The sequence below is a fragment of the Kitasatospora cathayae genome (assembly GCF_027627435.1).
Classification (GTDB): domain Bacteria; phylum Actinomycetota; class Actinomycetes; order Streptomycetales; family Streptomycetaceae; genus Kitasatospora; species Kitasatospora cathayae.
In genome coordinates, this window is record NZ_CP115451.1 from 76,021 (window position 1) to 101,067 (window position 25,047).

Genomic DNA, 25,047 nt, shown 5'->3' on the forward strand with positions numbered 1-25,047 from the left:
CGCCTCCCCCTGCTTCGGACGGGGGGAGACGGCCCTTCGCTGATCAGACGTCGAAGGTCTGGGCGAACGCCACGAGGCCGGCGAATGCCTCGGGCGTCACGAGGAGGGCCGGCCCGTCCGGGTTCTTCGAGTCGCGGATGGCCATGGCCCCGAAGTGGGTGGCGGTCAGGTCGGCGACCTCGACGCAGTTGTTGCCGGAACCGCTGTAGGACGATTTGAACCAGTCGGCCAGGCCGGCGAGTTCAGGGGCAGTGGTGTGGTGGGTCATCAGGTGATCTCTCGGGTGAGTTGTTGCAGGAACTCCGGTGTCGCCTCGGAGGGGAGGGCCGAGCGTGACAGCGCCTCGAACATCCGGGTGAACCGGCCGACGTCGCGGGTCTTGTCCGTGATGGACATGCCCGCCCCAGGGGTGTCTACCTGGACCGTCATGGGCAGGGTGCTGCCGAGGTCCAGGAGTGTGAAGTCGGAGAGCGACAGGTAGCCGCGGACCGACTGGGGCAGGATCTGCACGGTCACGTTGTCGAGTGCCGCAAGCCGGGTGATCTCCTCGTACTGCTCGCCCATGATGTCCGGGTCGCCGACTACGTACCGTAGCGCCGGCTCGTAAAGGATCGCCCACAGCTTGACAGGATCGTCGGGGGCCACCAGCCGCTCCTTGCGCTTCATCCGCAGAGCCACGCTCTTGTGGATGAATTCGGTGGTGGTCTCCTCGACCGGCTTGGCGATCTCGTGCAGAGCCCTCGCGTATCGCGCGGTCTGCAGCAGTCCCAGGACGATGGTCGGGTGGTAGGCCCGTATGGCCTGGGCCGCGGACTCGACGCCGAGGAAGCGGGGCATTGAGGGCGCCATCGTCGCCACCGTGTACGGCGTCCACCAGTCCTGGCGCGAGGCGGTGCGCTGGAGCTCCACCAGGCGTTCGGTTTCGTCCTCGTCGTCAACGCCGTACCGGGTGAGGAGCTTGCGCAGGTCCCCGGCGTTGCGGAGGTCCTGGAAGCCGGTCTCGACGCGCTGGAGTTTCGTCTCGCTGAACGACAGCCCCTTGACGGCGTCCTCGAGCGTGATGCCGGCCTGCTGACGCAGTTCCCGAAGCTCGTGTCCCAGTTCGATCCGCCGTGCTGTCGGCCTCGGCCGTGCTGCCACGTGCTCACCTCCGGGGTGCATGCGTCTACCGTCCGTACCGATCCGCGCAGTGTTGCACGTCACATGCGCGCGGTGCCAGGCCATGCGTTTGCGGTGGCATGTGCCACTTCTCCTTCGTCGGGGGATTCAGTGCCGATGCCGTTGCAGATTCAGCGTAGACGCGCCACCGTGGTGGCACGCCCTGGTTGACGGGGCATCAGAGACGGTCAGTCGAGGCCCCGTGAGACGCCGACGGCCGCCACCTCCACCATCGGACTGCGGAGGTCTTCGTGCGTCGATCTGCTGATGACCAGCTTCGCCGCCGGGTGTCGGTCGACATCTCGGCGGGCCTGCCGGGCCGGCTGGCACGTGCGGACCTGGACGAGCTCCTGAAGCGGGTGTATCCCGCCGGCGCCCCGCGGGGCGCCTGGCGGCGGCAGCCGGACGGAACCGAGGTCTTCGTCGAGGGCTTCGAACGCGCCTTGCGCCGCGCCACGGTCCTGCGGCGGCTGGAGGACGGACGGTGGCTCAGGCAGTACCGGGGGCCGGTGTGACGACCGCCGAACTCGCTCCCGCCGAGCCGGCTCCCCGGCCCCGCCCCGCCACGGCATCCCTGCGCTATCGCCCGGAGTCGGCACGGGCCGCCCGTCTGCTCGTCCGGGGCAAGCTCCAGGAATGGGGCCTGACCGAGCTGGTCGACCCGGCCGAGCTGATCGTCACCGAGCTGGTATCCAACGCGTGCAAGACCGGCTGCCTGACCTTCATGCAAGTGGCCGTCCGGCGCCCCGCCCCGGGATTCGTCCGAGTCTCCGTGCGGGACGGCTCCCTGGAGCTGCCGGTGCTGCTGAAGGCTGGCGACGACGAAGAGTGCCACCGCGGGCTCGCCCTGGTCCACGAACTGACCAGCGGCCGGTGGGGGACCACCCTCGAGCCCCGGGGCAAGCGCGTGCACGCCGACCTCCCGATCCCCTGACCGCCCGTCATCCCGTCAACCGGCCCGCAGCCAGCCACGACACATGCCATCACTGTCCGTCACTACATGACTACGATTCATCGCTTCGGTTCGACCCATCAAGGAGTACCGCGTGGAAGGAACCACCACCGCCATGAGCCCGCCCGCAACACTGAGGCCCGCGAGCGTGCGGGACGGCTGGCAGGCGCTCGCCGACGGCCTGCATGTCCAGCGGGTGCACCTGCACCACGACCAGTGGCGCCAGGCCGCGACGCTCCCGCCCGAACAGCTCGGGCTGCCCGCCGAGCTGGACCCCGTCGACCTGGTGTCGAAGCCGGTGCTCGTGGTGCCGTGCGACGACGTCCTGATCAGCGCCGCCGGCCTCACGCCGTGGATCGAGGTGCCGTACCGGCTCGGCCACGACCGCACCGCGAGCGGACCGCTCACCCTCGCGGTGGACGAGGTGGCCCGGATGCTGGCCAGGGACCTGGACGGCGGCCTTGAGGCGGCCGTGCACGGCGCGACTCGCTCAAGTGCCTGGTGGGTGGGGGTGTTCGCCGTCATCCACCACGAGAGCGGTCGGACCGCCTCCCTGGAGATGCTCCAGTCCGCCGCGCGGGCCGTCTCCCTCGGCGCGGGGATGCGCGTCCTGCGGGCGGCGCTTCGGACCCGGGGCGAGGACAGCGCGGTTCTGCGTGCCGCGTACTGCCGGGCCGTCGCCGAGGTCGTCGTGCTGGAGGCGTCGCTGCCGCAGCTGCTCGGCGAGATCGGCGGGATGCGGCTCACTGACCTGGTCACCACCTCGGTGCCGTGGCGCGGGCAGTTCACCAAGTACCAGTCGGGCACCGGAGCGGGGCAGGTGGAGTAGGGATGGACCAGTTTCCGTTCGTCGTGATCGAGGGCCTGGACGGCAGCGGCAAGACCACGTTGCGCAAGGGACTGTTCAGGCTGTTCGACAACCTGTACGGGGTGATGCCGCTGTCGGTGCTCACCACGAACTTCCTCGCCCCCGAGGTGGCCGCGGACCTGGTGGACGGCAAGTATGCGCCCACCGAGGCCAACCGCGAGCGCTACCTGCAGGCCCTGCGCGCCGACAAGCAGGCCACCATCGAGCTCCTGATCGCGCCGACACTGTCGCAGCGGCCGGTGATCGCGGACCGGTGGCTGCTGTCGGAACTCGCGTTCTTCCAGGTCAAGCACGGCCAGGACCCGGCGGACACCTACCGCGGGCTCGCCGACGCGATCGACCTGGTGCCGGACCTGACGCTCATCCTGGACGCGCCCACCGGCACCACGATGCAGCGGGCCGCCTCCCGCAGCGCGGGGGACTCGGTGCGCGACGACTGGGACGTGGACCACGTGCAGACCAGCGTGCGCGCCACCTACCAGGCGATCACCGCCAGCCCGGCCGCGTTTCCGAAGATCGGGCCGACCGTGACGATCGACGCCAACCAGCCCCGGGCCGACGTGCTCGCGAACGCCTGGACCGCGCTGCTGGAACGCGGCCTGACCGCCGAGCTGGAAGGAAGCATCTGGTGAGCGCCGCCATGTCCGAGATATCCGCGGCCGGCCGTCTGCGGGCCGCCCTCGGGGAGGCTGCCGCCTGCCGGCGTCCCGTGCAGGCGATCGGCGCGGTCAACGCCATGGCCGCGCGGGTCGCCGTCGAGGCCGGGTTCGACGCGCTGTGGGTGTCGGGCCTGGAGGTGTCGGCCGCCTATGGGCTGGCGGATGAGAACCTGCTCGGCTCCCGGGACCTGGCCGACGTCGTCACGTCGCTTCGCCGCGTCACCGACCTGCCGGTGATCGTCGACGTCGACAACGCGGCCGGCACCGGGGCGTCGGCCGCGCGGTTCGGGGGCGACCTCCAGGCGGCCGGGGCGGCGGCCGTCTGCCTGGAGGACAGCCGCTACCCCAAGTGCAACTCGTTCTCTGAACACCGCGCCCAGGTGATGGCGGAGACGGAGGCGGTGTGCGAGCAGATCAAGGAACTCAAGGCTGCCGCTCCCGGCCTGCTGCTGATCGCCCGCACGGAGACGCTGATCTGCGGCGGCAGCATGGACGAGGCGCTGGCCCGGGCCGCCTCCTACGAGGCGGCCGGAGGGGACGCCGTGCTCCTGCACTCCAAGGACACCACCGGTGACCAGGCGCTGGAGGTGGGCCGCCGCTGGTCCGGCGTGCCGCTGGTCACCGTCCCCACCGCCTTCCCGCACCTGGACCGTCGGCTCCTCGGGGAGGCTGGGTTCGTCCTGGCGATCTACGCCAACCAGCTGACGCGCGCCGCGCTGGCCGCGATGCACCGAGCCGCTGTCGGCTTCCGTGCCACGGGCGTCTTCGAGGCCTGCCAGCTCGCCGATGTCCAGGACCTGATGCGCGTCGGCGACCCCGACGCCCGCGCCTGCCTGTGACACCCCTGCTCCGACAAATCAGTACGGAGGCAACCTTGAGCGATCTGCCCAGCATCAGCGTGTCGGTGAAGGCCGCGATCATCCACCAGGACCGGATCCTGCTCCTGTCCTACGACGACAGCGCGGACGGCGGCTGCTTCCACTACAACCTTCCCGGCGGCAAGGCGATCGAGGGCGAGCCGCTGCGTGAGGCGGTCGTGCGTAAGGTCCGCCAGGAGACCGGCCTCGCGGTGCGGACCGTGCGGGAGATGTTCGTCGTGGAGTACGTCCCCGGCCAGTTCGGCAAGGACCTCGGCCCGCAGCACAAGACCCAGCACAACTTCCTCGCCGAGATCACGGACGGCCGCACCACGCCCCGGTTCTCCGACCCGCGCGATCCCATCCAGGTCGGCTTCGAATGGCTGCCGCTGGCCGAGCTCACCTCGGTGACCCTGATCCCGCAGGTCGCCCCCGCGATCCTCGCCGCGCTCACGGACACCCGTGACGTCCTCGTGGACCGCGCCCAGACGGAGATGACGCGATGAGGGCGCCCACGGTCCTCGTTGCCAAGGGGGCGGGCGATGCGAACGCCTTGGTCCGCTCCCTGAGCCGGTACGACGTCTACGAGTTCACCAGCCTTGACGAGCTCGGCGGCGCGGTGCGCCGCGCGGAGCTGATCGTCATCCGCTCCGGCGTGCGGCTCGACGCGGACCGGCTGGCCGCCATGCCGAAGCTGCGGTACGTCATCCGAGCCGGCTCCGGGCTCGACGGCATCGACACCGCCGTCTTGGCCGCGCGGGGGATCGGCCTGCACCGATACCCGGAGGCGTCGGCTCCGGCCGTCGCCGAGTGGTGCCTTGCGGCGCTGCTGGCCCTGGCCCGGCGCATCCCGCTCGGCGCCAACGGCCTGGCCCACGGCGACCATCTCAAGACGGCCTGCCTGGGGACGCCGGTGGTGTCGATGCGCGTGGCCGTCTGGGGCGCCGGGCCCATCGGTCGGGCCGCGGCCGCCGTGACCGAGCGATTCGGTGCGGAGGTCGCCTTCGCCGCCCGGCCCAGCATCACCGACGGGCTGCGGCAGCTGCCCGCGGCCGAGCTGCCCGGCTGGGCGGACGCCCACATCGTCGCGCTGCCCGCCACCGCGGAGAACACCGGGGTGTTCGGCACGGGCTTCCTCCGCTCGGCGGCCAGGCGCCGGCCTCTGCTCGTCGTCGCCGGGCGCCTGGCCACCATCGACACGGGCGCGTGCCTGGAGGCCCTTGCTGACGGCGGCCTGACCGGCTTGGCCGTCGATCCGATCGAGGCGAGCGACGCGCACCTGTTCAAGTCCGGCCCTGCCCCGCTGAACCTGCTCGCCACTCCACACATCGGGGCCCAGCGTGCGGACGTCCGCGCTGCCCTGGACGCCTGGGTCACCCAGACCGCCAGCGCCGTCCTGGGTGGGGAGGCGGCCCGGTGAACGTGTGGGTGGAACAGAGACTGGCGGCGGCCCGCGCGGTCGTCGGGCAGCTCGTCGAGGAGTACCCGGGCTCGCCGGTGTGGATGACGGGCCCCGTGGCCTGCGGGATCGCCCACGCCCGCAGCGACGTCGATCTGCGGGTGCTGTTCCATGATGGCCCGGTGCCGGTGCTGCAGTCCCGCATCGTCGACGGCGTCCGCGTCGACCTGGAGGCCCAGGCCGCCTCCGAGGCTGACGAACTGCGCGGCTACCTGAGGCAGTTCCACATCCTGGGCTACGACGTCGACCTGTTCCGCACCGTGAGGCGCCGCCTTCCGGCGCTGACCGTGCTGCGGACCGCCCGCGCGATGCACGACGGACAGCAGCCGGTGCTCGACCAGGCCGAGCGGGACGTCTACCGCAGGTGGGCGCTGGCCGACCGCGTCCAGCACGCGATCAGCCTGGTCGAGGACCTCGACGGCCTGTTCCAGGCCGGACTGAGTAACGCCGTGGACCTGGTCGCCGGGCAACTGCACCTCGCCGTTCAGCAGGCGGAGAACGTCGCCGCCGGCCACCCGCTCCTTGGTGACAAGTGGACCCCCGTCCTCGCCGGGGCCCCGACGCCGACCGCGGCGTCCGTGCACCAGGCCCTGCGCCAGGCCCGCGCCCGGCTGCTGGCCGCGCTGCTGACGGTGTGGCCCGAGACCGCCGCCCCGGACGGCCAGGCGCCGGACGACTGGCTGGAGGCCGGGTGGCTGCCCCAGCGCTACAGCGACGGCTGGCGACTGAAGTTCGCCGACGCCACCATCCGCCTCACGCCCGGCCAGCTGGCCGCGTGGCACCAGGCGCTTCACTCCTGACCGGGCCCGAGCCCGCCCCTCTTCTGGGAGGCACCCGATGCACCCCACCAGCCCGAACGAGCTGATCGGTCACCTGTATCGGTCGCTGGACGCGTCCGACGAGGACGCCGTCTCGATGATCCTCAAGGTCCGCGGCGAGACCTGCGACATCGACTGCCTGCACTGTTACGAGAAGCGCAAGGAAGGCCCCGGCGGCGCGCGGATCAGCGACGACCAGGTCCAGCTCCTGCCGAACCTCTTCGCGGGTCGTCCGCTCGCCATCGAACTGCACGGTGGCGAACCGCTGACCGCCGGGAAGGAGCACATCGCCCAGCTGCTGCGGACCCTCGCCGGCATGCCGCAGGTCAAGCGCCTGTCCCTGCAGACCAACGGCGTCCAGCTCGACGCCGAGTGGCTCGACCTGTTCGATGCCCACTACCCCGGCCTGGAGCTGGGGATCTCCCTGGACGGCGATCCGGAGGGCAACCGCTGGCGCGTCGGCTACGACGGCGAGCCCACCTACCCGCTCGTGGTCAAGGCCCTGGAACTGCTGGCCGAACGCGGCCGGACCTGCGGCATCATCACCACCGTCACCCCCGCCGTCCTCGGCCGCCCCATAGAGACCCTCGACCACCTGGCCGCGTTCACCTCGGTCACCTCGGTCAGCGTCGTACCGTGCTTCGACACCGCCGTCACCCGGCCCACCACCTACACCGGCCGCCGCCGGCCGCCCAGCCGGGCCCTGCAGCAAGCCGCCCTCGACCGTCCCGGCGGCCCGGCCTGGGCGATCACCCCCGACCAATACACCGACTTCGTACTCGGCCTCACCCGGCACTGGATCACCACCGGCCTGTTCCGCCGCCTCAAGCTCTCCCCGGCCGTGCCCACCATCCGCCGCATCCGCGGCCTCGCGGTGTCGTTCTGCCACTTCTCCGACATGAAGTGCGACCACGTGTTCACCCTCTACCCGGACGGCCGGCTCGGCAGCTGCGACGAACTCCCCTGGCCCCAGGCCCAGCTCACCCACCTGACGCCCACCAGCCCGGCCGACATCACCACAGCCCAGCGCGCCTCCAACCTCCTCGGCCAAGGCAAGGGCCTCATGACCGCCTGCCTGACCTGCGACTACCGCAGCACCTGCGGCGGCGGCTGCATCGCCACCCGCTGGCGCATGAACCTCGCCGGCCACCACGACGCCTACTGCGACCACCGCATACGCCTGATCGACGGAACCGCGGCCCTGCTCGCCGACCCCGCCCACCCGGACGGCGCCTGGTGCCGCACGGCCCGCTGGCGCCCCACGCCCGTCAACCGGATGCGCCACGTCCACGCCTTCCTGACCACCTGGGACGACCCCCAGGCCGCCCGCCACCCGGCTCAGTTGGTCACCAGCGCCTTCGGCAACATCAACACCACCGGCCTGCCCGGCCCCACAGCCCAGAGCGCCGACGACCTCGACCCCGCCCACCCGCAGTGGAACGACGCGATCGAGCCCGGCATCAAACCGCTCGTCGACCACTTCACCGGCCGCTGGCACCTCGTCACCTACGACAGCTGCGAAGGCCACCACTACGACGGCACCCGCAGAAGCCAGACCCGCGAGGTCGGCCTCCTCCCGCGCGACGACGCCGAGTACGCCGCCACCGCCGCCGCCCTGTGCCGGGCCGCCACCCGATGCGCCCCCGCCATGCCGCCCGCCGTGCGCCTCCTGGTCGCCCGCAACAACCTGACCTGCGAGACCACCGGCCGCACCCACCCGGTCCTCGACCTGCGCCTGCTGCCCGCCTCCGAGACGCCCGGCGCCGCCTACTTCGCCGCTCTGGACGCCGCCACCGCCCAGCTCCTGGCCGCCCTTGAGGCCGAAGCCCCCGCCGACGGCCGCCCGTGCGCCTGTCCCCTCCCGGCCGGCACCCAGCCGCCGGCACCCGAGCAGGCCGTCGCGTGACCCCCACACCACGGGGGCGCGCGCCCCCGACCGGCCGGCACAGCCCCAGCCCAACCCCAAGAAGCCCGAGCAGAGAAGGAACCGGCGATGAAGAACGACACCTGGGCCAAGGATTTCCTCGACGCCGTCGAGGAGCTCCGCGACGACGACGGGTCCGTCCGCTTCACCATGCACTCCTCCCGGGAGGGCGCCGACGACTGGCCGACCGAGCCGACCGTCCACGCCTGATCCGACGCGCTAAACCCAAGCCGGGGCCAGGGCCGAGGGCCCTGGCCCCACCCCTTCCCCGCCAAGGAGACCGCGATGGACCTCAGCACCGTCTTCCGCATGCCCCCGATCCACGACCTCCACCAAGCCAAGACCCAGCGCATCCACCACACCCTCGAACGCGGCGCCGGCCGCGCCATCACCGCGCCCGAGCCCACCGCCGCGGCCTACGCCCTCGCGCACCACGTCCTCGAAGGCGCCGAACACGCCGCCCGCACCAACGACCCCGACACCTTCGCCTGGTACATCGAGCACCCCGACGCCGGCGCCGCCGACCTCGCCCCGGCCGGTCCACTCACCGTCGCCCCCGACGAGGCGAACCTGATCACCTCGTCCATCTCCGACACCCCGTACTACGTGCTCGGCCCCACCACCCAGGCCGCCCCGGAGCACCTGCACAAGCTCACCTTGGAGTCGGCCGGCCTCGCCGCCGAGCACGGCTTCGGCGAACTCGTCGACGCCCACGCCCCCCTCGTGTGCCTGCTCACCGGCAAGCCGCTGGGCAGCCCCCTGCGCTCCTGGACCATCAGCCGCATGCCCGGCACCGTCTTCCTGGACTACGTCCCGGACAACCCGGTCATGGTCGCCCGCGACCTCGTCCACGAGGCTGGCCACAACTGGCTCAACGACGCCCTCACCGCCACCGGCTGCGAGATCGACAACACCCAGACCTTCTACTCCCCCTGGAAGAAGACCCACCGGCCCGCCTACGGATTCCTCCACGGCTGCTGGTCGTTCTCCCTGGTCGCCCTCTACGTCGCCGCCGTCCTGCCCACCACCGGCGACGAGACCCACACCTTCCTCACCGCCTATCTCGACCGCCAGCGCACCCAGCTCCGCATCGTCACCGGCGACCACGAGACCGCCCTGCAGACCATCACCGACGCCACCCTCCGCTTCAGGCTGCGGAACGTCTACCGGCACGCCCTCGCGCTGTGACAGGACGGCTCCAGCCGCTGCTGCGCTCCGGTGATCAACCTTGGTCGCCGGGGCGCAGTTGTTCCGGGACTTCGCCGTAGCCGGGCAGGTGGACTGTTGGCGGGTGCGGCGGAGGCGGAGGGGCATTGGTCGGCCAGGGCGCCGCAGGGGCGGCGGCTGCCGGTGGAGCGAGAAGGTAGTCGTCGGGCTCCGGGGCGGGGCGCTGGACCGGCACGGGTCCGACGAGCGACTGCGGGGCCGCCCGGAGGAGCTGATGCTCTGGGACTGGCAGTGCACCTACTGGGAGCCCGAGCCGGGCAACCCGAACGGCGGCGGCACCGTCCTGCTGGGCGTCGCCTGGTATGACCCGGCGTTCTTCGCCGACCGGCGCGATGCCTGGTTCGGCGCGATGCACCAGCGCATCTACCAGCAGCTGGGCATCCCGCTGGAGGACATCACCGTCACCCACTGGTCCCTGATCGCTTGATCTGAGACCACCAAGCGCGAAGGGCCGGACTCCCGCACCAGGAGTCCGGCCCCGCCGCATGTCCTCAGCCGCCCACGCTCTCCAGCGCCGGCTCGGCGCCCGGCAGTGGCGTGCGGGTCCTCGCCCACCACACCACGACCGCGCACCCAACGATGCCTACCACGGCAGTGGCGACACCGCCGGCGGTGAACCCGGCCCTTGGGTGGGCCGCGGCCAGCGCGGGAATCCCGGCCATCGCGAGGGTGCCCATGGTCCGGATCACCGTCTGGTCGAGCGTCAGCAGCCGCCTGCGGGCGGCTGGCGGGAACTGCGCCAGGTGCGTGGACAGCGACACCGCCAGGAACGGCGAGACGGCCCCGTACGCCGCCGACACCGCCACCAGCTCGGTGACCGTGCTGACCGACCCGGTCACCGCCATCAGCGCCCCGGACACCGTCCACGCGGCGCAGTAGAACAGCGGGAGAGAGTTCGGGAGGCGGACGTTCCCCGCGACGGCGTTGCCGACGATCGACCCGGCCCCGGTGGCGGCCAGCATCACACCGTAGGTGCCGACCCCGCCGCCGAGCCGCACCGCCACCAGCGCGGGCATCACGATCGACACCGCGCCCGCGAAGATCGCGATCCCGTGGACGGCCAGCACCACCCCGGTCTCCGGGTGCGTGCGCACCAGGGCTCGGGCCCGCGTCCGCGGGCCGGCCCCCGAGGCTGCGGTCGAGCCTGCCGGTGCCGATGCCCGCAAGCCGGTACCTGCGCCGAGCACGGCCAGGGCGACGGCGGAGAGCGCGAACGTTCCCGCGTCCAGCCAGAACAGCCCGGCCATCGGCATCACGGCCAGCAGCACGCCCGCGGACCCGGGCCCGGCGACCCGGGCGATCCGGCTGGTCGAGTCCATCAGCCCGTTGACGGCCTGCACCTCCCCTGGTCGCACCAGCTCTGGCACCAGGGCCCCGAGGTTCGGGTCGAACAGCGCCCCTCCGACTCCGAGAAGGGCGGCCGACACCAGCAACCCGGGCGTGCCGGACACCTCCCACGTCCACGGCAGCGCTGCGACCAGCACCATGCGCACCAGGTCCACCAGGGCCAGCGAGCGCAGCGTGGTGAACCGCTCCATCACCCGCCGGCCGACGGTGCCGAGCACGATGTACGGCACCGACTCCGCGATGGCCACCAGCCCCATCGCCGCGCCGCCGGATCTCTGCCAGGCGAGCCACATCACCGCCAAGGCGTACAACCGGTCACCGAACACCGACGCCGTCTGCGCGCCCCACAGGAGAAGAACCGGGCCCCGCCGCAGCAGCCGCACGTATCGCAAGATCCACACCCGTCCGGAAAACACGAAGTCCCGGCAGCAGGCTCGCCACCGGGAACTCCCGTAACCCTAGGGCAAGTTGAAGATCACCTGTCGCAGACTCCCCGATCGCCCCACGGACCCGGCTTGGCTCGCTATTTTGACTGATCGGTCGCGGCGTGGCAGTCGGGAACAGCCAAGCAAAGATGGCCGGGGCGGTCCCGGTCTCATGCCCGCCCGGTCGGCCCCTTGCCCCGGGCCGCCCCGCCAGCCTTCGGCGGCAGGGCCTTGCTGGTGCTCTTGCGGGCCACTGAGCTGGCCTGCGGCAGGTCATGATGCCTTGCGTCGTGACCGTCCGGCGTGTTCGAGGGCGTGCTGGAGCTCGTCGCGGGTCATGGTGGAGCGGTGGGGGATGTCGAGGTCGGTGGCCCGTTTATAGAGCTCAGCCTTGGTGAGCTGGGACAGCTGCTGTTTGCCGGTGGCGCTGGCGCGTTTTGCTGCGGTCTTGCCTGGGGTGGCTTTGGCGGAGGTGCTCTTCTTGCCGCCGGTGGGCTTGGGGGAGCGGCTGGCGCGGGCGGCTGCAGTCCGGGAGGACGGTTTCTTCGCTTTCCCGGCGGGTTCGCCCTTGCGGGCGTCCTCGAGGCTGCGGCGAAGGACGTCCATGAGGTCGACGACGTTGGTGGCCTCGGGTGCGGGTCCGGCGGAGACGGCGATCTGGCGGCCGGCGAGCTTGTCCTCAACGAGTTTTCTGACTTGTTCCTCGTAGGTGTCGTGCCACTCGTCGGGCTTCCACTCGATGGCGAGCATGCCGATGAGCTGCTCGGCGGTCTTGACCTCCTGCGGGGACAGTTTGACCTTCTCCGGCAGGTCGCCGACCTCACCGCGGGGGTCGCGGATCTCGTCGGCGAAGTGCATGGTGTGCAGCTCCAGGAGCCCGCCTTCGGACCTCACCGCGGTCAGGTACTCCTTGCCGCGCATCGCGAACATCGCCAGCCCGGCCTTTCCCGCGTGCTCCAGGGCCTCGACCAGGAGCGCGTAGATCTTCGCGTACTCCCTGCCGCGGGGCCCGAGGTAGTAGGTGCGGTCGAAGAAGATCGGGTCGACGTCGGCGAGGTCGACGAAGCCGGCGATATCGATGGTGCGCGAGCGGCCGGGGGAGATCTGATCCAGCTCGTCCGGCTCGACGATGACGTACTCGCCCTCGGTGACCTCGTAGCCCTTCACGATGTCTGCGTACTCGACCTCCTTGCCGGTGCGCTCGTTGACGCGCTTGTTGCGGACCCGGTCGCAGGTGCCGCGCTGCAGCTGGTGGAAGTGGATGTCGTGGGACTGGGTCGCGGTGTACAGGGCGACCGGTACGGTGACCAGCCCGAAGGCGAGCACTCCGGTCCACATGGGTCGGGCCATCGGGGGCTCCCTTCGCGGCGCTGTGCCCGTCGGCCTGTACAAGGGACGGGTCATGGCCAGCGTCACCGGGCGGCCCGCCATGCGCACGTGGTGTTGGGCCGACGGGCGCCGCCGCCCTGCTGGGCCCCGCTCGGAGGCGAGGCGACGGCGCCCTGCCAGACGCCTCACCAGTCGCAGCACGCCCAAACCCTGAGCCCCGGCGACGGACTGGGCGCATCAGCCGGCTCGGCCGCCTTGGTGGCCGTGGTCCTCCAGTTGCCGGAGCCGGTCGGCGGCCTCTCGCGCGGTCTCACGCTCCTGGGCGGCCTGGCGGCGGGCTGCGTGGACGGCGTCCTCGGCGGCGCGCACCAGCTCGTCGGCCCGCGAGAGGGCGCCCCGGGCGCGGTCGTCGCGTTCCTGGGCTCGGGCGAGCACGTTGTGGGCCTGTTCGGCTTCGTCCTGTGCCCGCCGAAGGGCGGACCGGGCGCCGCGCAGCGCCTGATCGGCGTCGCCGACGCGCTCGGCGCTCTCCCGCTCGGACTGCTTCGCGGCGGCCGCTGCCTCCCGGGCCTGGACCAGCTCCTGATCCTGCCGGTGCTGCCGCCCATCCTCGATCTCCGCGGACCGCTCCCGCGGTGCCCGCGTGTGAGGTGACGTGGGCCGTCCCGCTGCCGGGCGTCTGCGGACCGCCGGCGAACCCGCGCCTGTACCGGCTTCGATGTCGACCCGGGCGTCGGGCTCGCGCGGCCGGGCGGGTGGTCCCGGCTCGCCCCCTGTGGCCCCCGGCCACGGCGGCGGCTCCAGCGTGGTGGTCAGCCGGCCACCGGCCAGCGCCAGGGCCGCGTCCGGGTCGGCGAGCGCGGCCGACAGCGTCCGGTCCAGATCCGCGATCGCGTCGGCGCCGAGCGGATGGCCGGCCGTTGCGGCGTCCCGCTGTGCCTGCCCGGTCAGCGCCCGTACCACCTGGCGGCGCTGGCCGGCGAGCGCTCGCAGCTGCTCGCCGTCGAGGTGCTCCTGGGCGTCCCGTAGTGCCTGTCCAAGGTCCAGGAGCTGCCGCACCAGGTCGGGGTGCCGGTGGGAGAGGACGTTGGCGGCCCACGCGGCCAGGGTGGGGCGGCGCAGGGCGCGGATCCGTTTGGCGAGCTGCGGGTCGGTCTTCTTGAGCTGGTCGGCGTTCTCGTTGCGGGTCGCGGTGAAGTCGGGCGGAGCGAGGACGTAGAGGATGTCGGCGATTGCGTCGAAGTCGGGCGGCGTACTGGCCACAACTGGAATCTACGGCGGGCCCGGCCTGCGGGCCCGCCGGAGTGCGGGGGCCATGTTCCACCGATCACGGGGGGCCAGAGAGGTTGTCGTCGGTGGTTCGTTGAAGCGGGTGTGGACGACGAGGCGGGCAATGGCCGGGCCAGGGCGCCGATGGTGTGGGCGCTGGCGGTGCGCGAGGTGGCGCAGGGGCCACCGTTCGCGGAGCTGATTGTGGAGGTCGGGGCGGACCTGTATCCGGACCTGGTGGATGCGGCGGTCGGCAGCGGCTTCACGCTAGCGGCGGGGGAGCCTGCGGACACGAGCGGAGTCGTCGAGGTCGGCGGCGGCCGTGTGAGGCGCCTGGTGCTGGTCGGCGGGCGCCAGATGTGGGAGCCGGACACACGCGTCGAGGCGTCGCCGGGCTGGCTGGCAGCAATCGAGGGCCGTGGTGATCATGGTGCCGCCGGACACCTGGCCGCCCGGTCTGATCGAGTTGGGTCCCGCGGAGCGTCTCGACGTGTTCACCCGGCGGCTCGAAGAGGAGCAGCGGGCGGGCCGCGTCCTGCACGGGACCGTATCGGTGCAGATAGGAAGGCTGCCGGAGTGAGGGCGGCTCTGCGAGCGACCGGAGTGGCTGACGTTTGATCACTCGAACAAACACTCGAATAATGAGGTCGTGACCGAAGCCGCACCGTTTTCCCGTCCCGCGCACCGCGCACCGGTGCCCGGCGATGCCGAGCGGGCGCCGCGTGAGCTGATGACCCTGCCCGGCCTGCATCACGATGTCCGGCGCTGGCGGTTGGTGGAAATCCGCCTCGGTGGCCGGTGGCGGACCGCGCTGCTGACCGTGTGGCGACGTCCGCCCGGCAGCACCACCTGGGTCGTCCATGTCCGCTGGGGCCCTGACGGGCCGGGACCGGGCGAGGAGACCTGGGCCTGGCTGCTGTTCGACGAGAAGACGATCCGCCCGCTGCCCGAACCCACCGGCCCCACCCCCTTGAAGGACGCAGTCGTGGTGCCGCGGGAGATGACCGGCACGCCCGCCGTGGACGACTCCGGACGCTGCTGGCGCCTGGCCTGGATCCGCACCGACAGCCGGTGGTGCTCCGGCGTGGTCACCGAGCAGCGCCGCCCGGCGCCCAACCTCCCGTGGATCGCTTGCGTGCGCTGGGGTGAGGACCGCCAGGTCGCCTGGCTGGTTGCCGACCCGGCCACGGTGCGCCCGGTCGCCACCGATGGACCGGCGGCAGCCGCCGCAGTGTCCGGCCTGCCCGAGGCAGCGGCACAGGCCTTTGCCCCCGAGGAGAAGCGGTGAGCGCCCGGATCGCCGCCGTCCCGGACCTGTCGGCAACACCCGGCGAGCGGCTGGCGGCCATGCTGGAGGAGACCAGCCCGCAGGCCCGCCGCGCCCGCATCGAGGCCTCGACCCGGCCGGTCCTGCCCGCCCTGGAGCCGCTCCTGCCGCACGGCCGCCTGCCCAAGGGCGTGGTCGTCGAGGTCCTGGACCACGCCCTGCTGCTCGCGACGGCGGCGGGACCGGCCGCCGCATCGGACACGCTTTGGACCGCGATCATCGGCTGGCCCGATGCCGGCCTCGCCGCCGCCCGGGCCTATGGCCTGCCCTGGGAGCGCACCCTGCTGGCCGACGCGCCCGGCGACCACTGGGCCGAGACGGCCTCGGTCCTCGCCGATGCCTGCGAGACGATCATCCTGCGTCCTACGAGCCGGCCCGTGCCGCGTCAGCTCGCCCGCCTCGAGCAGCGCCTGCGAACCACGGGCGCCACCCTGCTGGCCCTCGACCCGTGGCCGGGTACCGCCGAACTGCGCCTGACCGCCGGGAACGCGGTGTGGTCCGGCCTCGGCGACGGCTGGGGGCAGCTTACCGGCCGCCAGGTCGACGTCCGCTGCGTCGGCCGGGGCCGCGCCGCCCGGCCCCGCGAGGTGCGTCTTCTCCTGCCGGACGAGCACGGCGGCGTGAGCGCAGCGGCACCCGCGCTGGTGGAACGGCTGCCCGGAGCGGGCGACGCCGTCGCGTCGGTCGCCGCTCTGGCGTAGCCGCAGGCGCCCGGCCCGCCGCGACCACTCGGTGCGCCCCGGGCGGAGCCAGCCGATGGCGTGTCAGGTGAAGTCGTGGAGCCGGGAGCCGTCGACGAGCGCCAGGTCGAAGACACCCACCACGCCGAGATGGTCGGCGTAGTCGTGCTCGACCGTGCGGTAGTCCACGATCGCCGGGGTGAGCGCCGGGGTGGCGTGGAACTGGTCGACTCGAAGCCCGCCGTGTTTGCCGGTCGCCCGGCGCAGCGCGGGGTCGTTGTGTTGGTCGGCGAGGTGGGCGGCGACGTCGGTGAGGTCGGCGTCGCGCAGTGTCTGGCCGACGATGCGGTTGCTGACCCACGGGTCGCCGGGGTGCTCGCGCCGCTGGCAGCGGGAGGCCCGGTTGTAGGGCTTCACCCGGGTCCAGTCGATCTCCGGGTCGGTGGCGGTGGGGTGGTTGATGTCGCCGCCGATGAGGCCGATCCCGCCGTGGCGGTAGACCCGGGCGGAGAGGATCTGCGCCTCGACGGCGGCCTGCTGCGCGGAGTAGGGGATCAGGTGGGCGCTGACGGCGACGAGCGGGGCGGGCAGGCCGGCGGCGATGCCCCAGGGGGCGATCCGGGCGGCGGCGTAGCCGTGGTGCAGTTCGGAGGTGTACCGGGTCTCGATGTCCTCGACCTGGAGGTGGGCGGGGTCCCAGGCGACGGCGACCGGCCGGTTGCGTGACGGCGCGACGTACAGCTCCATGCCGAGCGCCTCGCCGGCGGCCTTCGCCTGCTCCGGGTCGGTGAGCCAGTCGACCTCCTGGAGCAGCAGCAGCTGCGGGCCGACCTCGCGCACCACCTCGACCAGGCCCGTCCACCGGCCGTCGCCCGCACCGTACTGGACGTTCTGGCTCATGACCGTCAGCACCGACATGCTGCCCCCTCCTTGCCGCAGACGGTCCGCGGCGCAGGGCGCACGCTAGCCGGGCACCGGGCCGGACGCGCCGGTTTCACTGAAGTCCCATCAGCCCCTTTGGTGTCACTCGGTAGGCGGATTGACACTCTCCGAAACTTTCTGCCCGCCTTGGCTAAACGTTCTCGTCCGGAACCGGAAAGCTGTCACATGCCGGCACGCCGCCCCCACGGCCCGACAGTTTCCGAGTACGAAAGGCGCTGAACGTGAACATCGTCCCCCGCACCCTGGCCTCCTGCCTCAGGCAAGCCCCGGCCGCTTTGCCCGGCCGGGCCGAGCCGGCCACCGAGCGCCCGCAGGCGTTCTCGCGGCGCAGCGGCGTGCCGGATCCGGCGGTCGCCGCGTGAACCACGACGACCAGGGCGAGGACGGCCACGACCTGCAGCTGCCGATAGAGTTCGAGGCCTTCTTCGAGCTCTACCACCAGCGCTACCTGGACTACGCCCGCGCCCAGCTCTCGCTGTGCGAGCCCGAGCAGATCCAGGACCTGGTCGAGGAGGTCCTCGCCCACCTCGGCGCCGACTGGGAACGCGTACTCCAGCGGCCCAACCCCACCAACTACGCCTGGGGGGCGCTGCGCTTCGCGGTCGAGCACGAGCGCCGCCAGCGAGGCGAGGTGCTGCGACTGGTCGAGAAGGCCGTCTTCATGGCCGCTGCCAGCCGCGCCACCCGGCCCGTCTTCGAAGCCTTAGAGGACGGGCTCGGGGTCTACGACGCGATCAGCCGCCTGCCCGAGCGCCAGTACGACGCTCTCCTGCTCAAGCAGTTCCTCGGCTACACCACGGCCCAGACCGCTGACGTGATGGGCATCAGCCCGCCAACGGTCCGCGCGCTCATCCACCAGGCCCGCACCAGGCTCCGCAAGCACACCCTGCTCGCCGCCTCCGAATCCGACGAGGAGTGAGACCGGTGACCACCGAACTCGACCATCTGGCGGCCGCCGCCGCCCCCTTCGCCCGCTTCACCGGCTACGACCCGGCCGCCGGGCGCCGCCGGGTCGCCGCCCGGATCGCCGCGCTCAAGCAGGCCGACCGAGCGGAAGCCGACACCGACGCCGCCGGCGCGGCGCAGCCGGAGCACGCCGTCGACGCGGACGGACTGACCTTCCAGCAGCACGCCGAGCGCGACCTGCGCACCCTCACCACCTGCGTCATCAACGAGAGCGGCGCCCCCGAGCTGCTCCAGCGCCTCGTGAACTCCCGCGACATCGACCCGCAGGGCGGTTTGGTCTTCGCCGCGCTGCTGTACCTCAGCGGGCACCCGCGCGACGGCCAGTTCTGGTTCCAGTTCGCGGCCGGCTCCGGGGACAGCACCGCCGCCTACTGCCTGTACCTCCACCACGCCGCGCTCGGCGAGCTGCGCGACGCCGAGCACTGGTACCACCAGACCGCGGCCCTCATGGACCGGCCCCTCCCGGACATCCCCCACAACGAGCTGCCCCCGCCGCCCAGCCTGCCCCCGGTCGACGCCTACCTCTTCAACACCCCCTGGCACAGCCAGCACCTGCCGGCCGACACCGAAGCGCTCCACCGGCCGGGCCCGGCCCTGCGCCACACCGTCGACCACCTGCGCACCGTCAGCGAGGAGCATCTCGGCCCTTTCGTCCTGCCGACGGAGACCCTCGCCGAGCAGCTGCACGACCTGGTCTGCCCGTAGCCGGCTGCCCTGGCGCTCCCGGGCGCCGGGCCGCCGTCCATCACCCCTGTTGGGAGCACCGCGTTGTCCACCGTCCTCCAGCACACCGCCCTCATCACTGCGGCCAGCGCCGTCTGGTACGCCGTGGCCGTGACCGTCGCCGCGGTGACCGCCGTCGTCGCCCGCAGCGACGCCCGGCGCCGTGACGCCCGGGAGGTTCTCAAGGTCCTGGTCCGCCGGTCCCGCTGACCGGCCCCGTCTCCGGCCCCGGCCACCCCGTGCGGTGGCCGGGGCCGGGTGCTGCCCGCCTGCTCCTGGCGCCGGATGGTGAGCGTCCGTCACGATGGCGGCATGACGCTACTGCTGGACGTCCTCCTGGACCGGCGCAACGAGGCGGAGGCCGGCCCGTCCGGCTGGCAGCCGGCCTGGGACCGCGCCCTCGACCTGCTCGCCCCGCACCTGCGGGGCTGGACCATGACGGTCGACGGGCCGATCCTCGCCGACGGCGCTGCCGCGCTCGCCCTCGCCCTGTACCTGCTCTCGACCGGGCAGGGCCCGGCCGCCGTCACCCGGGGCCAGGTCGAGGACTTGCTCGACCGTCGCGGCGGCACCGACTACGACATTGCCCCGCGGTGGGAGGAGATGCTCCGTACCGCCGGACACGACCCGGAGGACCAGGCCGACCCGGTGTCGACGTGCTGGCGGCAGCTGCGTGTCGACAACTCGCCGCCCGAGGACGCCAGCGAGGAGCACGACTTGGACAGCTTCCGCCGGTGGGGCCCCGGCTACATCGAGGGCCTGCGGCACGCCTTGGCCCCGCGGTTCGAGATCCGGTTCTGACACCAGGTCCCGCGCTCCGGCCGGCTAAATCTGCGAGGAGATCCAGACCCTGGCCCTGGGGGCGACGGCAGCCGGTGCGACACCGGGGATGCGCCATTCCCGTCCCGCGGGGGACGCCAGCCGTGGTATCCCAGAGCCATCGGAATCGAGGCAGGAAGGCCCCGCATGTCGGCGATCGAGTACGCACTTCCTCCAGGTGCCACCACCGGACATCTGTGGCAGCTCAGAATCGCCGGCGAGATCAGGGTCCGGACGGTGGACTGGGTGGCCCCGTTGCCCGAAGGCATGGTCGCCGACTACTCGACCCCTGACGGGGACTACTTCGTCTCGGAGGTTGTCCTCCCGCTGGCGTGCGACCGGTGCGCGTGGACGACGGGTCACATCGCGCAGGGGCGATGGGGTGACGAGCTCACCCTGATCTGCATCCGGTGCGGCACGGACTGGGTTCCCCGATGGTCGGGTCTCGGCGACGCCGTGGAAGCCAGTCGCGCGCTGCTGAAGCAGATCATCGTCACGTCCGGATTCACCCCTGGGACCGCGGTGGGTGACACGGTCGCCGAGATCCGAGACGAACTCGCCGACCTGTGGACCCCCAGCCGGGCGGACCAGCGACTGGCCCACGATCTCCTGCTCAGCGGCCACGGCGATCCGGGCCCCGAGGCGATCGCCCAGCACATGGCAGCTACCCTGCCGGACTGGCCACTGCGGAGCCTGCGGTTCTCGGAGGCACTCGCCCGCGCGGTCGGCATGCTGCGCGATGCTGGCGCCGAGACGGACGGGGAGGCGCAGAACGTGTTGGACCTCGCGATGGACCTGGCCCGCAGGATCGCCGCCATGGACCCGGACAGCCTCCGGTCCGAGCCGGAAGGCGCGGCAGACAACGACGCCCTGTAGGCGCCACGCGCGGGGCGCGGACCCCGTTCGGGCCCGGCGGTCGTCCGCTGGGGCCGTTCTCGGATGGCATGTTCGCGGCCGAAAGTCTGCAGGTCAAAGCCCTGGCCATCGGCTGATCGGCGGGTCTAGCATTCCCGGCACGGCGGCCCCACCACAGCACCACCGGGCCGCCGGCCAGAGCAGCCGCGCCGCGGCTCGGCGCTGCTTGCCTCCCACCGGCCGGGCCCGTGGAACGTACCCCCCGCCGTTCCCGGGCCCGGCCGGGCTGCGTCTCCCCGCGAATCAGGGCGTCGGATCAGCGACGGTGTCCGGGCGGGCGGCCTGCTTGAGCTTCATCTCGGCTTCGTGCCGGTTCCCTACCGTGGCCCAGTGCGGGTGGGCGTACAGCTCGGCGCCGACCGCGGCGAACGCGGTCCGCTTCTCCTCGGTCGGATCGGCGGCCCAGTCGGCCTCGGCGGTGTACCAGCGGCGCTGGAGTTCGAGCAGGTCAGCGGGGAAATCAGCTTCGGTCACCGGCTCATCGTAGGTCGCACACCCGTACGGTCGGCGCGCGCCGTCCCGGACGGGACAGCTGGCGGTCGAGGCTCACTGGAACGGCCCCCAGCCCGAAGCGCGCGCGGCCGTCGCGGTTGTTGCCGCCGTCGTTGGCCTTCGGCTGGCGAGGAGTCATCTTCTTCAGCCTCTTTCCGGGGTTGGTAGCCGACCGCAGCCTCACCCGGCGCCGACAGCGGAGGGCGGACCACACCTCCGGGCATGCTTGTACGACTTACTAAAAAGGCGTGGACAGTGTCGGAGGGGAGGCGTAGAGTCGCCCTAGCGTTTCAAGTTAGGTGAATAGGCGTGGAGGTCTGGGTGTGTTCGTGACGACCGGTCAAGCCGGGACGGCGCTGGGGTGCTCGATCCCGACGGTGAAGAAGCTGATGGCCACCGGCGTGGTCCCGGGCGTGCGCGACGTCGGCCGGCAGGTGTTCCCGCTGGCCGCGCTCCAGGCGCTCCAGGCCCGGCCTGCCGCCGACCTGACCGTGCTCGGTACGGCCGAGGTCGCGGTGCTGCGCTCGGACGCCCCGTCCCGGGTGGACGAGCCGGACCGCGACTGGATCGGCTTCGGTGCCGCGCTGGACCAGGCGCAGCTGCTGGCCGCGCTGTCCGGCTGGTGGCGGTGCGACCCGGCCCGCGTCGCGGCCGGCGGGGTACTGCCGGTGACGGTCGCCGGGTTCGTGGTCGCGGTGCTGACCGGCCTCACCGAATGGGAGTCCGACGGCACGGTCGGCACCACCGGCCGGTTCCGCTTCCCGAAGGCGCGCCTGGCCGGCTACCTGACCGACCTCACCGCCCCCGCCAACGCCGCCGACCCGGCCGACCCGGAAGACGCCCGCCTGGCGGGCCTGCTGCTCGGCACCCGCCTGGCGTCCGTGTCCGGCGGACCGATCGCCTACGTCACCACCAACCCGACCACCGACACCACCACCGACGAGGGGGAGTAAGCCTGATGGACCGGAAGTCGTACACCGCCGAGCTCGCCGGTCTGCGCGAGCTGCGCGCCGAGATCACTGCCGCCGAGAAGGCGGTCGCGGCCGCGCAGAAGGAGCTGGACAAGCTGACCGCCCAGCGTGCGCGCCGGGTGGCCGGGCTGGCGGGGTACGAGGGCGCCCAGGCCGCAGCGGTTGCGAAGGCCTCGGGTCTGTCGGTCGGCGACGTCGTGCGGATCGCCCCGCTGCTGGACCCGACCCCGGCCGCCGTCCGCGCCGCCAAGGCCGACGACCAGGCCGCCGCCGCGCCCGCCCCGGTCCCGGAGGCCGAGCCGGTCGCCGAGCCCGCCGTCGCGGTCGCCCCGGTGCTGGCCCGCCCGGCTCCCGTACTCGAGCAGCCGGCCCCAGCCGTCGAGGCGCCGACCGAGGTCGAGGACCAGGCCGTCGCCGAGCAACCCGCCCCCGCCACGGCTTTGCTGGTCGAGTCGGACGTCTCGGTCGCTCCGGTCGCTGCCCCGGTGGTTGAGTCCGGGCCGCGTGAGTTGCCCACCCTTCCCGAGGGCCCGGCGGGCGGTCGGTTCGAGGCCGTGACGACCGGTCTGGTCTCCAAGCGTCCGAACTTCGTCCAGCAGGCCCGCTCGACGGTGTTCCTGGACGTGGCGACCGGTGTGCTGGCCGTGCGCGACCAGACGGTCCGGGTCGACCTCGGCGCCCGCACTCCCGGGGAGATCCTGGACGCCGTCCTGCACGCCGCGCCCGGCACCGAGCGGGTCTACATCACCGCCGGCGCCCCGTGGCACGACGGCGCCGAGCGCTACAGCACGCTCAAGGACGCCGTCGCGGCCTGGCTGAACACCCCCAGCGACCGGTGGACCACCGCCGTCGGCTCCGGCCGCGACAAGCTGGCCGGGCACTTCGTCCACCAGCGCCAGCCGGTCGGCCGCTACGCCCCCGCCGCCGCGCCCGACAGCGGCACCACCGAGATCCGCTCCATGGGGGAGTGGTTCGACCCGGACGGCGCCGACGTCGTCACCTGTCGCCAGGCGTTCACGCTGCTGTGGCAGGCGCTGCGCCGCCACTGGGACGAGGCGGTCCTCATGGGCTCCCCGAGTCAGACCGGCCGGGACCTGTGGTCGCGCACCATCCCCACCACCGGCAAGTGGGCGGGCGGCTATCCGGTCCTGTCCGAGGAGCTGCGCGGCCTGCTGCACGCGACCGGCGGGCAGGGCCGCACCGAGCTGATCCTGCCCCCGCGCGTCCCGGAGCAGCTGCCCGCCCTGGTGGAGTACGACCGCACCTTCGCCTACGCCAAGCACCTGTGGAAGTCCCCGGTCGGCACCCCGCGCCGCATCACCGCCGCCGCGTTCGCCGCGATGACCGAGCAGGAGCAGACCAAGGCGCTGATGTCCTGCTCGCACTGGAACGTGCGCGTCACCGTCCCGCAGGGGTGGAACCACGTCGGCCTGCTCCCCGCCCCCGTGACCGGTGACCGCGCCTGGGTCTACCCGTCCGAGCCCGGCGCCACGTTCACCACCTGGGCGGGCGGCGCCGAGGTCCACCTGGCGCTGTCCAACCACCTCGCCCCGTGGAAGGTCGAGATCCTCGGCGGCCTGCTCTTCGAGGACGGCAAGCCGCTCGACGAGTGGGGCAAGCGCCTCAAGTCGGCCTGGGCGGACCTGACCAACCTGTCGAAGCTGCACGGAGACGAGCGGCAGCGCACCGCCGCCTACCTCGCCTCCCGCGCTGTCCGTTCGGTGCTGCTGTTCGGCCTGGGCGGGTTCGCGCAGCGCCCGCGCCTGGTCTCCGGCACCACCCCGGTCGGCGAGGCGCTCCCGGCCGGGGTGGAGATCCTCGGCCAGGACGGCGAGGTGGTGACCTGGCAGCGGCAGGCCGGCTTCTCCCGCGACCCGTACGCGCACCCGGAGTGGGCGGCCTATGTGTGGTCGGGGGCGCGGGCGGCGTTGCTGGACATGAAGTACCGGCAGGGCAAGGAGGTCATCGGCTACGCCGGTGCCCTGCACGCGAAGCCTGGCACGGTCGTGTACTTCGGCACGGACGGCATCGCCCTGACCGAGCGCCAGCCCTGGCCCTACCGGGGCGAGCCCGGCGACTACCTCCTCAAGGGCCACCTGACCGGCCCGGTCGAGCACCCGACCAGCCAGGAGCAGTACCTCAAGCTGCGCGGCCTGGGCCGCGCCGAACTCGCCGCGAAGGGAACTGACCAGTGAGCCCGGCCGACCCGAACAACCCGAACGAAGCCGCCCGCCTCACCCAGCAGCTCATCGACCAGGGCTACAGCAAGCGGCAGGTCGCCAAGATGCTCGGCCGCGACGCCTCCTTGGTCAGCCAGTTCTTCACCAAGGGCAAGGGCGCCGCGTTCGTCGGCGCGCTGCGCCAGGTAGTCCGCGCGGTGCGCGGCGGAGAGCGCGACACCGAGGCGCTCGGCGCCGTCGCCCAGGAGAACGTGGAGCGGCGCCGCACGAAGACCGGGCAGAAGGCGAGGGTCCGGGGCAAGGACGTCGTCGGCGAGGCGGGCGGCTCCATGGCCGGCCGGGCCGGGAAGCAGGCCATCAAGTCCGGCGCCGCCCACCTCGCCCCAGTGGTGCACGAGACCGGACAGGCCGGTGGCCGCCTCGCCTTCACCGTCCGGATGAAGGCCAACCAGTACACGATGTCGGCCGGCTCCACCGAGGACTCCCCGGGCCTGCGCCGCGGCTTCATCCCGCGCGCGGACGGCACCGAGGAGCGCACCTACGGCTCCGCGTCCACGGGCGGGTTCGACGCCGCCGAGTGGTCCCGGCGGGTCGCCGACCACCACGGCGACGTCACCGAGGCGATGCGGGCATGGCTGGTGGAGACCGGCCGCGCGGTCGAGGACGCCGACATCGCCTACCTGGAAGTCCGGGGCTGGGTGCCACCCAGCCAGCAGTAGACAGTCCGGTCGGCCTCTCCC

The 25,047-nt window shown here is 72.6% G+C and carries 32 protein-coding genes; 24 read left to right on the forward strand and 8 right to left on the reverse strand.

Annotation, left to right across the window (positions count from 1 at the left end; genetic code table 11):
* Positions 1–43: 43 nt before the first annotated feature.
* The gene (locus O1G21_RS40200) at positions 44–268 is read right to left on the reverse strand and encodes a DUF397 domain-containing protein (protein ID WP_270151663.1); all 225 of its coding nucleotides are present in this window, start codon (positions 266–268) and stop codon (positions 44–46) included.
* On the reverse strand, positions 268–1,140 hold the full coding sequence (locus O1G21_RS40205; RefSeq protein ID WP_270151665.1) for a helix-turn-helix domain-containing protein: 873 nt from the start codon (positions 1,138–1,140) through the stop codon (positions 268–270). The genes O1G21_RS40200 and O1G21_RS40205 overlap by 1 nt, the downstream gene beginning before the upstream one ends.
* Before the next feature lie 269 nt (positions 1,141–1,409).
* On the opposite strand from O1G21_RS40205, the gene O1G21_RS40210 reads away from it, so the two are divergent.
* The 12 genes from O1G21_RS40210 (at position 1,410) to O1G21_RS40265 (ending at position 10,349) form a co-directional block, all read left to right on the forward strand.
* The gene (locus tag O1G21_RS40210; RefSeq protein ID WP_270151666.1) at positions 1,410–1,673 is read left to right on the forward strand and encodes a hypothetical protein; all 264 of its coding nucleotides are present in this window, start codon (positions 1,410–1,412) and stop codon (positions 1,671–1,673) included.
* Entirely contained in the window at positions 1,643–2,092 is a 450-nt protein-coding gene (locus tag O1G21_RS40215) for an ATP-binding protein (RefSeq protein ID WP_270151667.1), read from the forward strand. Before O1G21_RS40210 ends, O1G21_RS40215 begins: the two co-directional genes overlap by 31 nt.
* A 112-nt stretch (positions 2,093–2,204) precedes the next feature.
* Positions 2,205–2,939 carry a hypothetical protein gene (locus O1G21_RS40220; protein ID WP_270151669.1) on the forward strand — a complete coding sequence of 245 codons (735 nt, stop codon included), beginning with the start codon at positions 2,205–2,207 and terminating at the stop codon, positions 2,937–2,939.
* A gap of 2 nt (positions 2,940–2,941) precedes the next feature.
* Complete coding sequence (locus tag O1G21_RS40225; RefSeq protein WP_270151671.1) at positions 2,942–3,610, forward strand: dTMP kinase; 669 nt, start codon at positions 2,942–2,944, stop codon at positions 3,608–3,610.
* Positions 3,607–4,476 carry an isocitrate lyase/phosphoenolpyruvate mutase family protein gene (locus O1G21_RS40230; RefSeq protein ID WP_270151673.1) on the forward strand — a complete coding sequence of 290 codons (870 nt, stop codon included), beginning with the start codon at positions 3,607–3,609 and terminating at the stop codon, positions 4,474–4,476. Before O1G21_RS40225 ends, O1G21_RS40230 begins: the two co-directional genes overlap by 4 nt.
* 35 nt (positions 4,477–4,511) lie before the next feature.
* A complete protein-coding gene (locus O1G21_RS40235; RefSeq protein ID WP_270151675.1) occupies positions 4,512–5,000 on the forward strand; it encodes an NUDIX domain-containing protein in 489 nt (162 codons plus the stop codon).
* The gene (locus O1G21_RS40240) at positions 4,997–5,914 is read left to right on the forward strand and encodes an NAD(P)-dependent oxidoreductase (RefSeq protein WP_270151676.1); all 918 of its coding nucleotides are present in this window, start codon (positions 4,997–4,999) and stop codon (positions 5,912–5,914) included. Before O1G21_RS40235 ends, O1G21_RS40240 begins: the two co-directional genes overlap by 4 nt.
* Complete coding sequence (locus tag O1G21_RS40245) at positions 5,911–6,753, forward strand: hypothetical protein (protein ID WP_270151678.1); 843 nt, start codon at positions 5,911–5,913, stop codon at positions 6,751–6,753. The genes O1G21_RS40240 and O1G21_RS40245 overlap by 4 nt, the downstream gene beginning before the upstream one ends.
* A 37-nt stretch (positions 6,754–6,790) precedes the next feature.
* A complete protein-coding gene (locus tag O1G21_RS40250; RefSeq protein ID WP_270151680.1) occupies positions 6,791–8,677 on the forward strand; it encodes a radical SAM/SPASM domain-containing protein in 1,887 nt (628 codons plus the stop codon).
* An 87-nt stretch (positions 8,678–8,764) separates the two neighbouring features.
* Positions 8,765–8,905, forward strand: coding sequence for a hypothetical protein (locus O1G21_RS40255; protein WP_153471719.1), 141 nt, complete (start codon positions 8,765–8,767; stop codon positions 8,903–8,905).
* 75 nt (positions 8,906–8,980) lie between these two features.
* A complete protein-coding gene (locus tag O1G21_RS40260) occupies positions 8,981–9,883 on the forward strand; it encodes an aKG-HExxH-type peptide beta-hydroxylase (RefSeq protein WP_270151683.1) in 903 nt (300 codons plus the stop codon).
* 253 nt (positions 9,884–10,136) lie between these two features.
* A complete protein-coding gene (locus O1G21_RS40265) occupies positions 10,137–10,349 on the forward strand; it encodes a hypothetical protein (protein ID WP_270151686.1) in 213 nt (70 codons plus the stop codon).
* Positions 10,350–10,413: 64 nt separating this feature from the next.
* Here the strand turns inward: O1G21_RS40265 and O1G21_RS40270 are convergent, their stop codons facing one another.
* The 3 genes from O1G21_RS40270 to O1G21_RS40280 form a co-directional block, all read right to left on the reverse strand.
* The gene (locus O1G21_RS40270; RefSeq protein ID WP_270151756.1) at positions 10,414–11,652 is read right to left on the reverse strand and encodes an MFS transporter; all 1,239 of its coding nucleotides are present in this window, start codon (positions 11,650–11,652) and stop codon (positions 10,414–10,416) included.
* A gap of 315 nt (positions 11,653–11,967) precedes the next feature.
* Positions 11,968–13,044, reverse strand: coding sequence for a non-homologous end joining protein Ku (gene ku / locus O1G21_RS40275; RefSeq protein ID WP_270151688.1), 1,077 nt, complete (start codon positions 13,042–13,044; stop codon positions 11,968–11,970).
* A gap of 216 nt (positions 13,045–13,260) precedes the next feature.
* Positions 13,261–14,286 (reverse strand): hypothetical protein, encoded by a 1,026-nt coding sequence (locus O1G21_RS40280; RefSeq protein ID WP_270151690.1) that lies wholly within the window; start codon positions 14,284–14,286, stop codon positions 13,261–13,263.
* 424 nt (positions 14,287–14,710) lie between these two features.
* Between O1G21_RS40280 and O1G21_RS40285 the strand changes: the two genes are divergently transcribed.
* From O1G21_RS40285 to O1G21_RS40295, 3 genes are all read left to right on the forward strand, one after another.
* Positions 14,711–14,872, forward strand: a complete 162-nt coding sequence (locus tag O1G21_RS40285; RefSeq protein WP_270151692.1) for a hypothetical protein — start codon at positions 14,711–14,713, stop codon at positions 14,870–14,872.
* 69 nt (positions 14,873–14,941) lie between these two features.
* On the forward strand, positions 14,942–15,580 hold the full coding sequence (locus O1G21_RS40290) for a hypothetical protein (RefSeq protein ID WP_270151693.1): 639 nt from the start codon (positions 14,942–14,944) through the stop codon (positions 15,578–15,580).
* Complete coding sequence (locus O1G21_RS40295) at positions 15,577–16,320, forward strand: hypothetical protein (RefSeq protein ID WP_270151694.1); 744 nt, start codon at positions 15,577–15,579, stop codon at positions 16,318–16,320. Before O1G21_RS40290 ends, O1G21_RS40295 begins: the two co-directional genes overlap by 4 nt.
* A gap of 63 nt (positions 16,321–16,383) precedes the next feature.
* On the opposite strand, the gene O1G21_RS40300 is transcribed toward O1G21_RS40295, so the two are convergent.
* Positions 16,384–17,217 (reverse strand): hypothetical protein, encoded by an 834-nt coding sequence (locus O1G21_RS40300; RefSeq protein ID WP_270151696.1) that lies wholly within the window; start codon positions 17,215–17,217, stop codon positions 16,384–16,386.
* 245 nt (positions 17,218–17,462) lie between these two features.
* Here O1G21_RS40300 and O1G21_RS40305 point away from each other — a divergent pair, with 245 nt between their 5' ends.
* From O1G21_RS40305 to O1G21_RS40330, 6 genes are all read left to right on the forward strand, one after another.
* Positions 17,463–17,603, forward strand: a complete 141-nt coding sequence (locus O1G21_RS40305) for a hypothetical protein (RefSeq protein ID WP_270151697.1) — start codon at positions 17,463–17,465, stop codon at positions 17,601–17,603.
* Positions 17,600–18,160, forward strand: a complete 561-nt coding sequence (locus O1G21_RS40310) for an RNA polymerase sigma factor (protein WP_270151699.1) — start codon at positions 17,600–17,602, stop codon at positions 18,158–18,160. Before O1G21_RS40305 ends, O1G21_RS40310 begins: the two co-directional genes overlap by 4 nt.
* Positions 18,161–18,165: 5 nt before the next feature.
* Positions 18,166–18,912 (forward strand): hypothetical protein, encoded by a 747-nt coding sequence (locus tag O1G21_RS40315; RefSeq protein WP_270151701.1) that lies wholly within the window; start codon positions 18,166–18,168, stop codon positions 18,910–18,912.
* Positions 18,913–18,975: 63 nt separating this feature from the next.
* Positions 18,976–19,140 carry a hypothetical protein gene (locus O1G21_RS40320; protein ID WP_270151703.1) on the forward strand — a complete coding sequence of 55 codons (165 nt, stop codon included), beginning with the start codon at positions 18,976–18,978 and terminating at the stop codon, positions 19,138–19,140.
* Positions 19,141–19,242: 102 nt separating this feature from the next.
* Positions 19,243–19,731 carry a hypothetical protein gene (locus tag O1G21_RS40325; protein WP_270151704.1) on the forward strand — a complete coding sequence of 163 codons (489 nt, stop codon included), beginning with the start codon at positions 19,243–19,245 and terminating at the stop codon, positions 19,729–19,731.
* 165 nt (positions 19,732–19,896) lie between these two features.
* Positions 19,897–20,625: a hypothetical protein gene (locus O1G21_RS40330; protein WP_270151705.1), complete on the forward strand. Its 729-nt coding sequence runs from the start codon at positions 19,897–19,899 to the stop codon at positions 20,623–20,625.
* 282 nt (positions 20,626–20,907) lie between these two features.
* Here the strand turns inward: O1G21_RS40330 and O1G21_RS40335 are convergent, their stop codons facing one another.
* Together O1G21_RS40335 and O1G21_RS40340 are read right to left on the reverse strand one after the other, a co-directional pair.
* Positions 20,908–21,138, reverse strand: a complete 231-nt coding sequence (locus tag O1G21_RS40335; protein ID WP_270151707.1) for a hypothetical protein — start codon at positions 21,136–21,138, stop codon at positions 20,908–20,910.
* 4 nt (positions 21,139–21,142) lie between these two features.
* A complete protein-coding gene (locus O1G21_RS40340) occupies positions 21,143–21,295 on the reverse strand; it encodes a hypothetical protein (RefSeq protein ID WP_270151709.1) in 153 nt (50 codons plus the stop codon).
* A gap of 190 nt (positions 21,296–21,485) precedes the next feature.
* Between O1G21_RS40340 and O1G21_RS40345 the strand changes: the two genes are divergently transcribed.
* From O1G21_RS40345 to O1G21_RS40355, 3 genes are read left to right on the forward strand one after another with little or no spacing between them, the layout of a single operon-like run.
* Positions 21,486–22,109: a DNA-binding protein gene (locus tag O1G21_RS40345; protein ID WP_270151711.1), complete on the forward strand. Its 624-nt coding sequence runs from the start codon at positions 21,486–21,488 to the stop codon at positions 22,107–22,109.
* A gap of 5 nt (positions 22,110–22,114) precedes the next feature.
* Positions 22,115–24,322, forward strand: coding sequence for a hypothetical protein (locus O1G21_RS40350; protein ID WP_270151713.1), 2,208 nt, complete (start codon positions 22,115–22,117; stop codon positions 24,320–24,322).
* Complete coding sequence (locus O1G21_RS40355) at positions 24,319–25,026, forward strand: helix-turn-helix domain containing protein (protein ID WP_270151714.1); 708 nt, start codon at positions 24,319–24,321, stop codon at positions 25,024–25,026. The genes O1G21_RS40350 and O1G21_RS40355 overlap by 4 nt, the downstream gene beginning before the upstream one ends.
* Positions 25,027–25,047 lie beyond the last annotated feature (21 nt).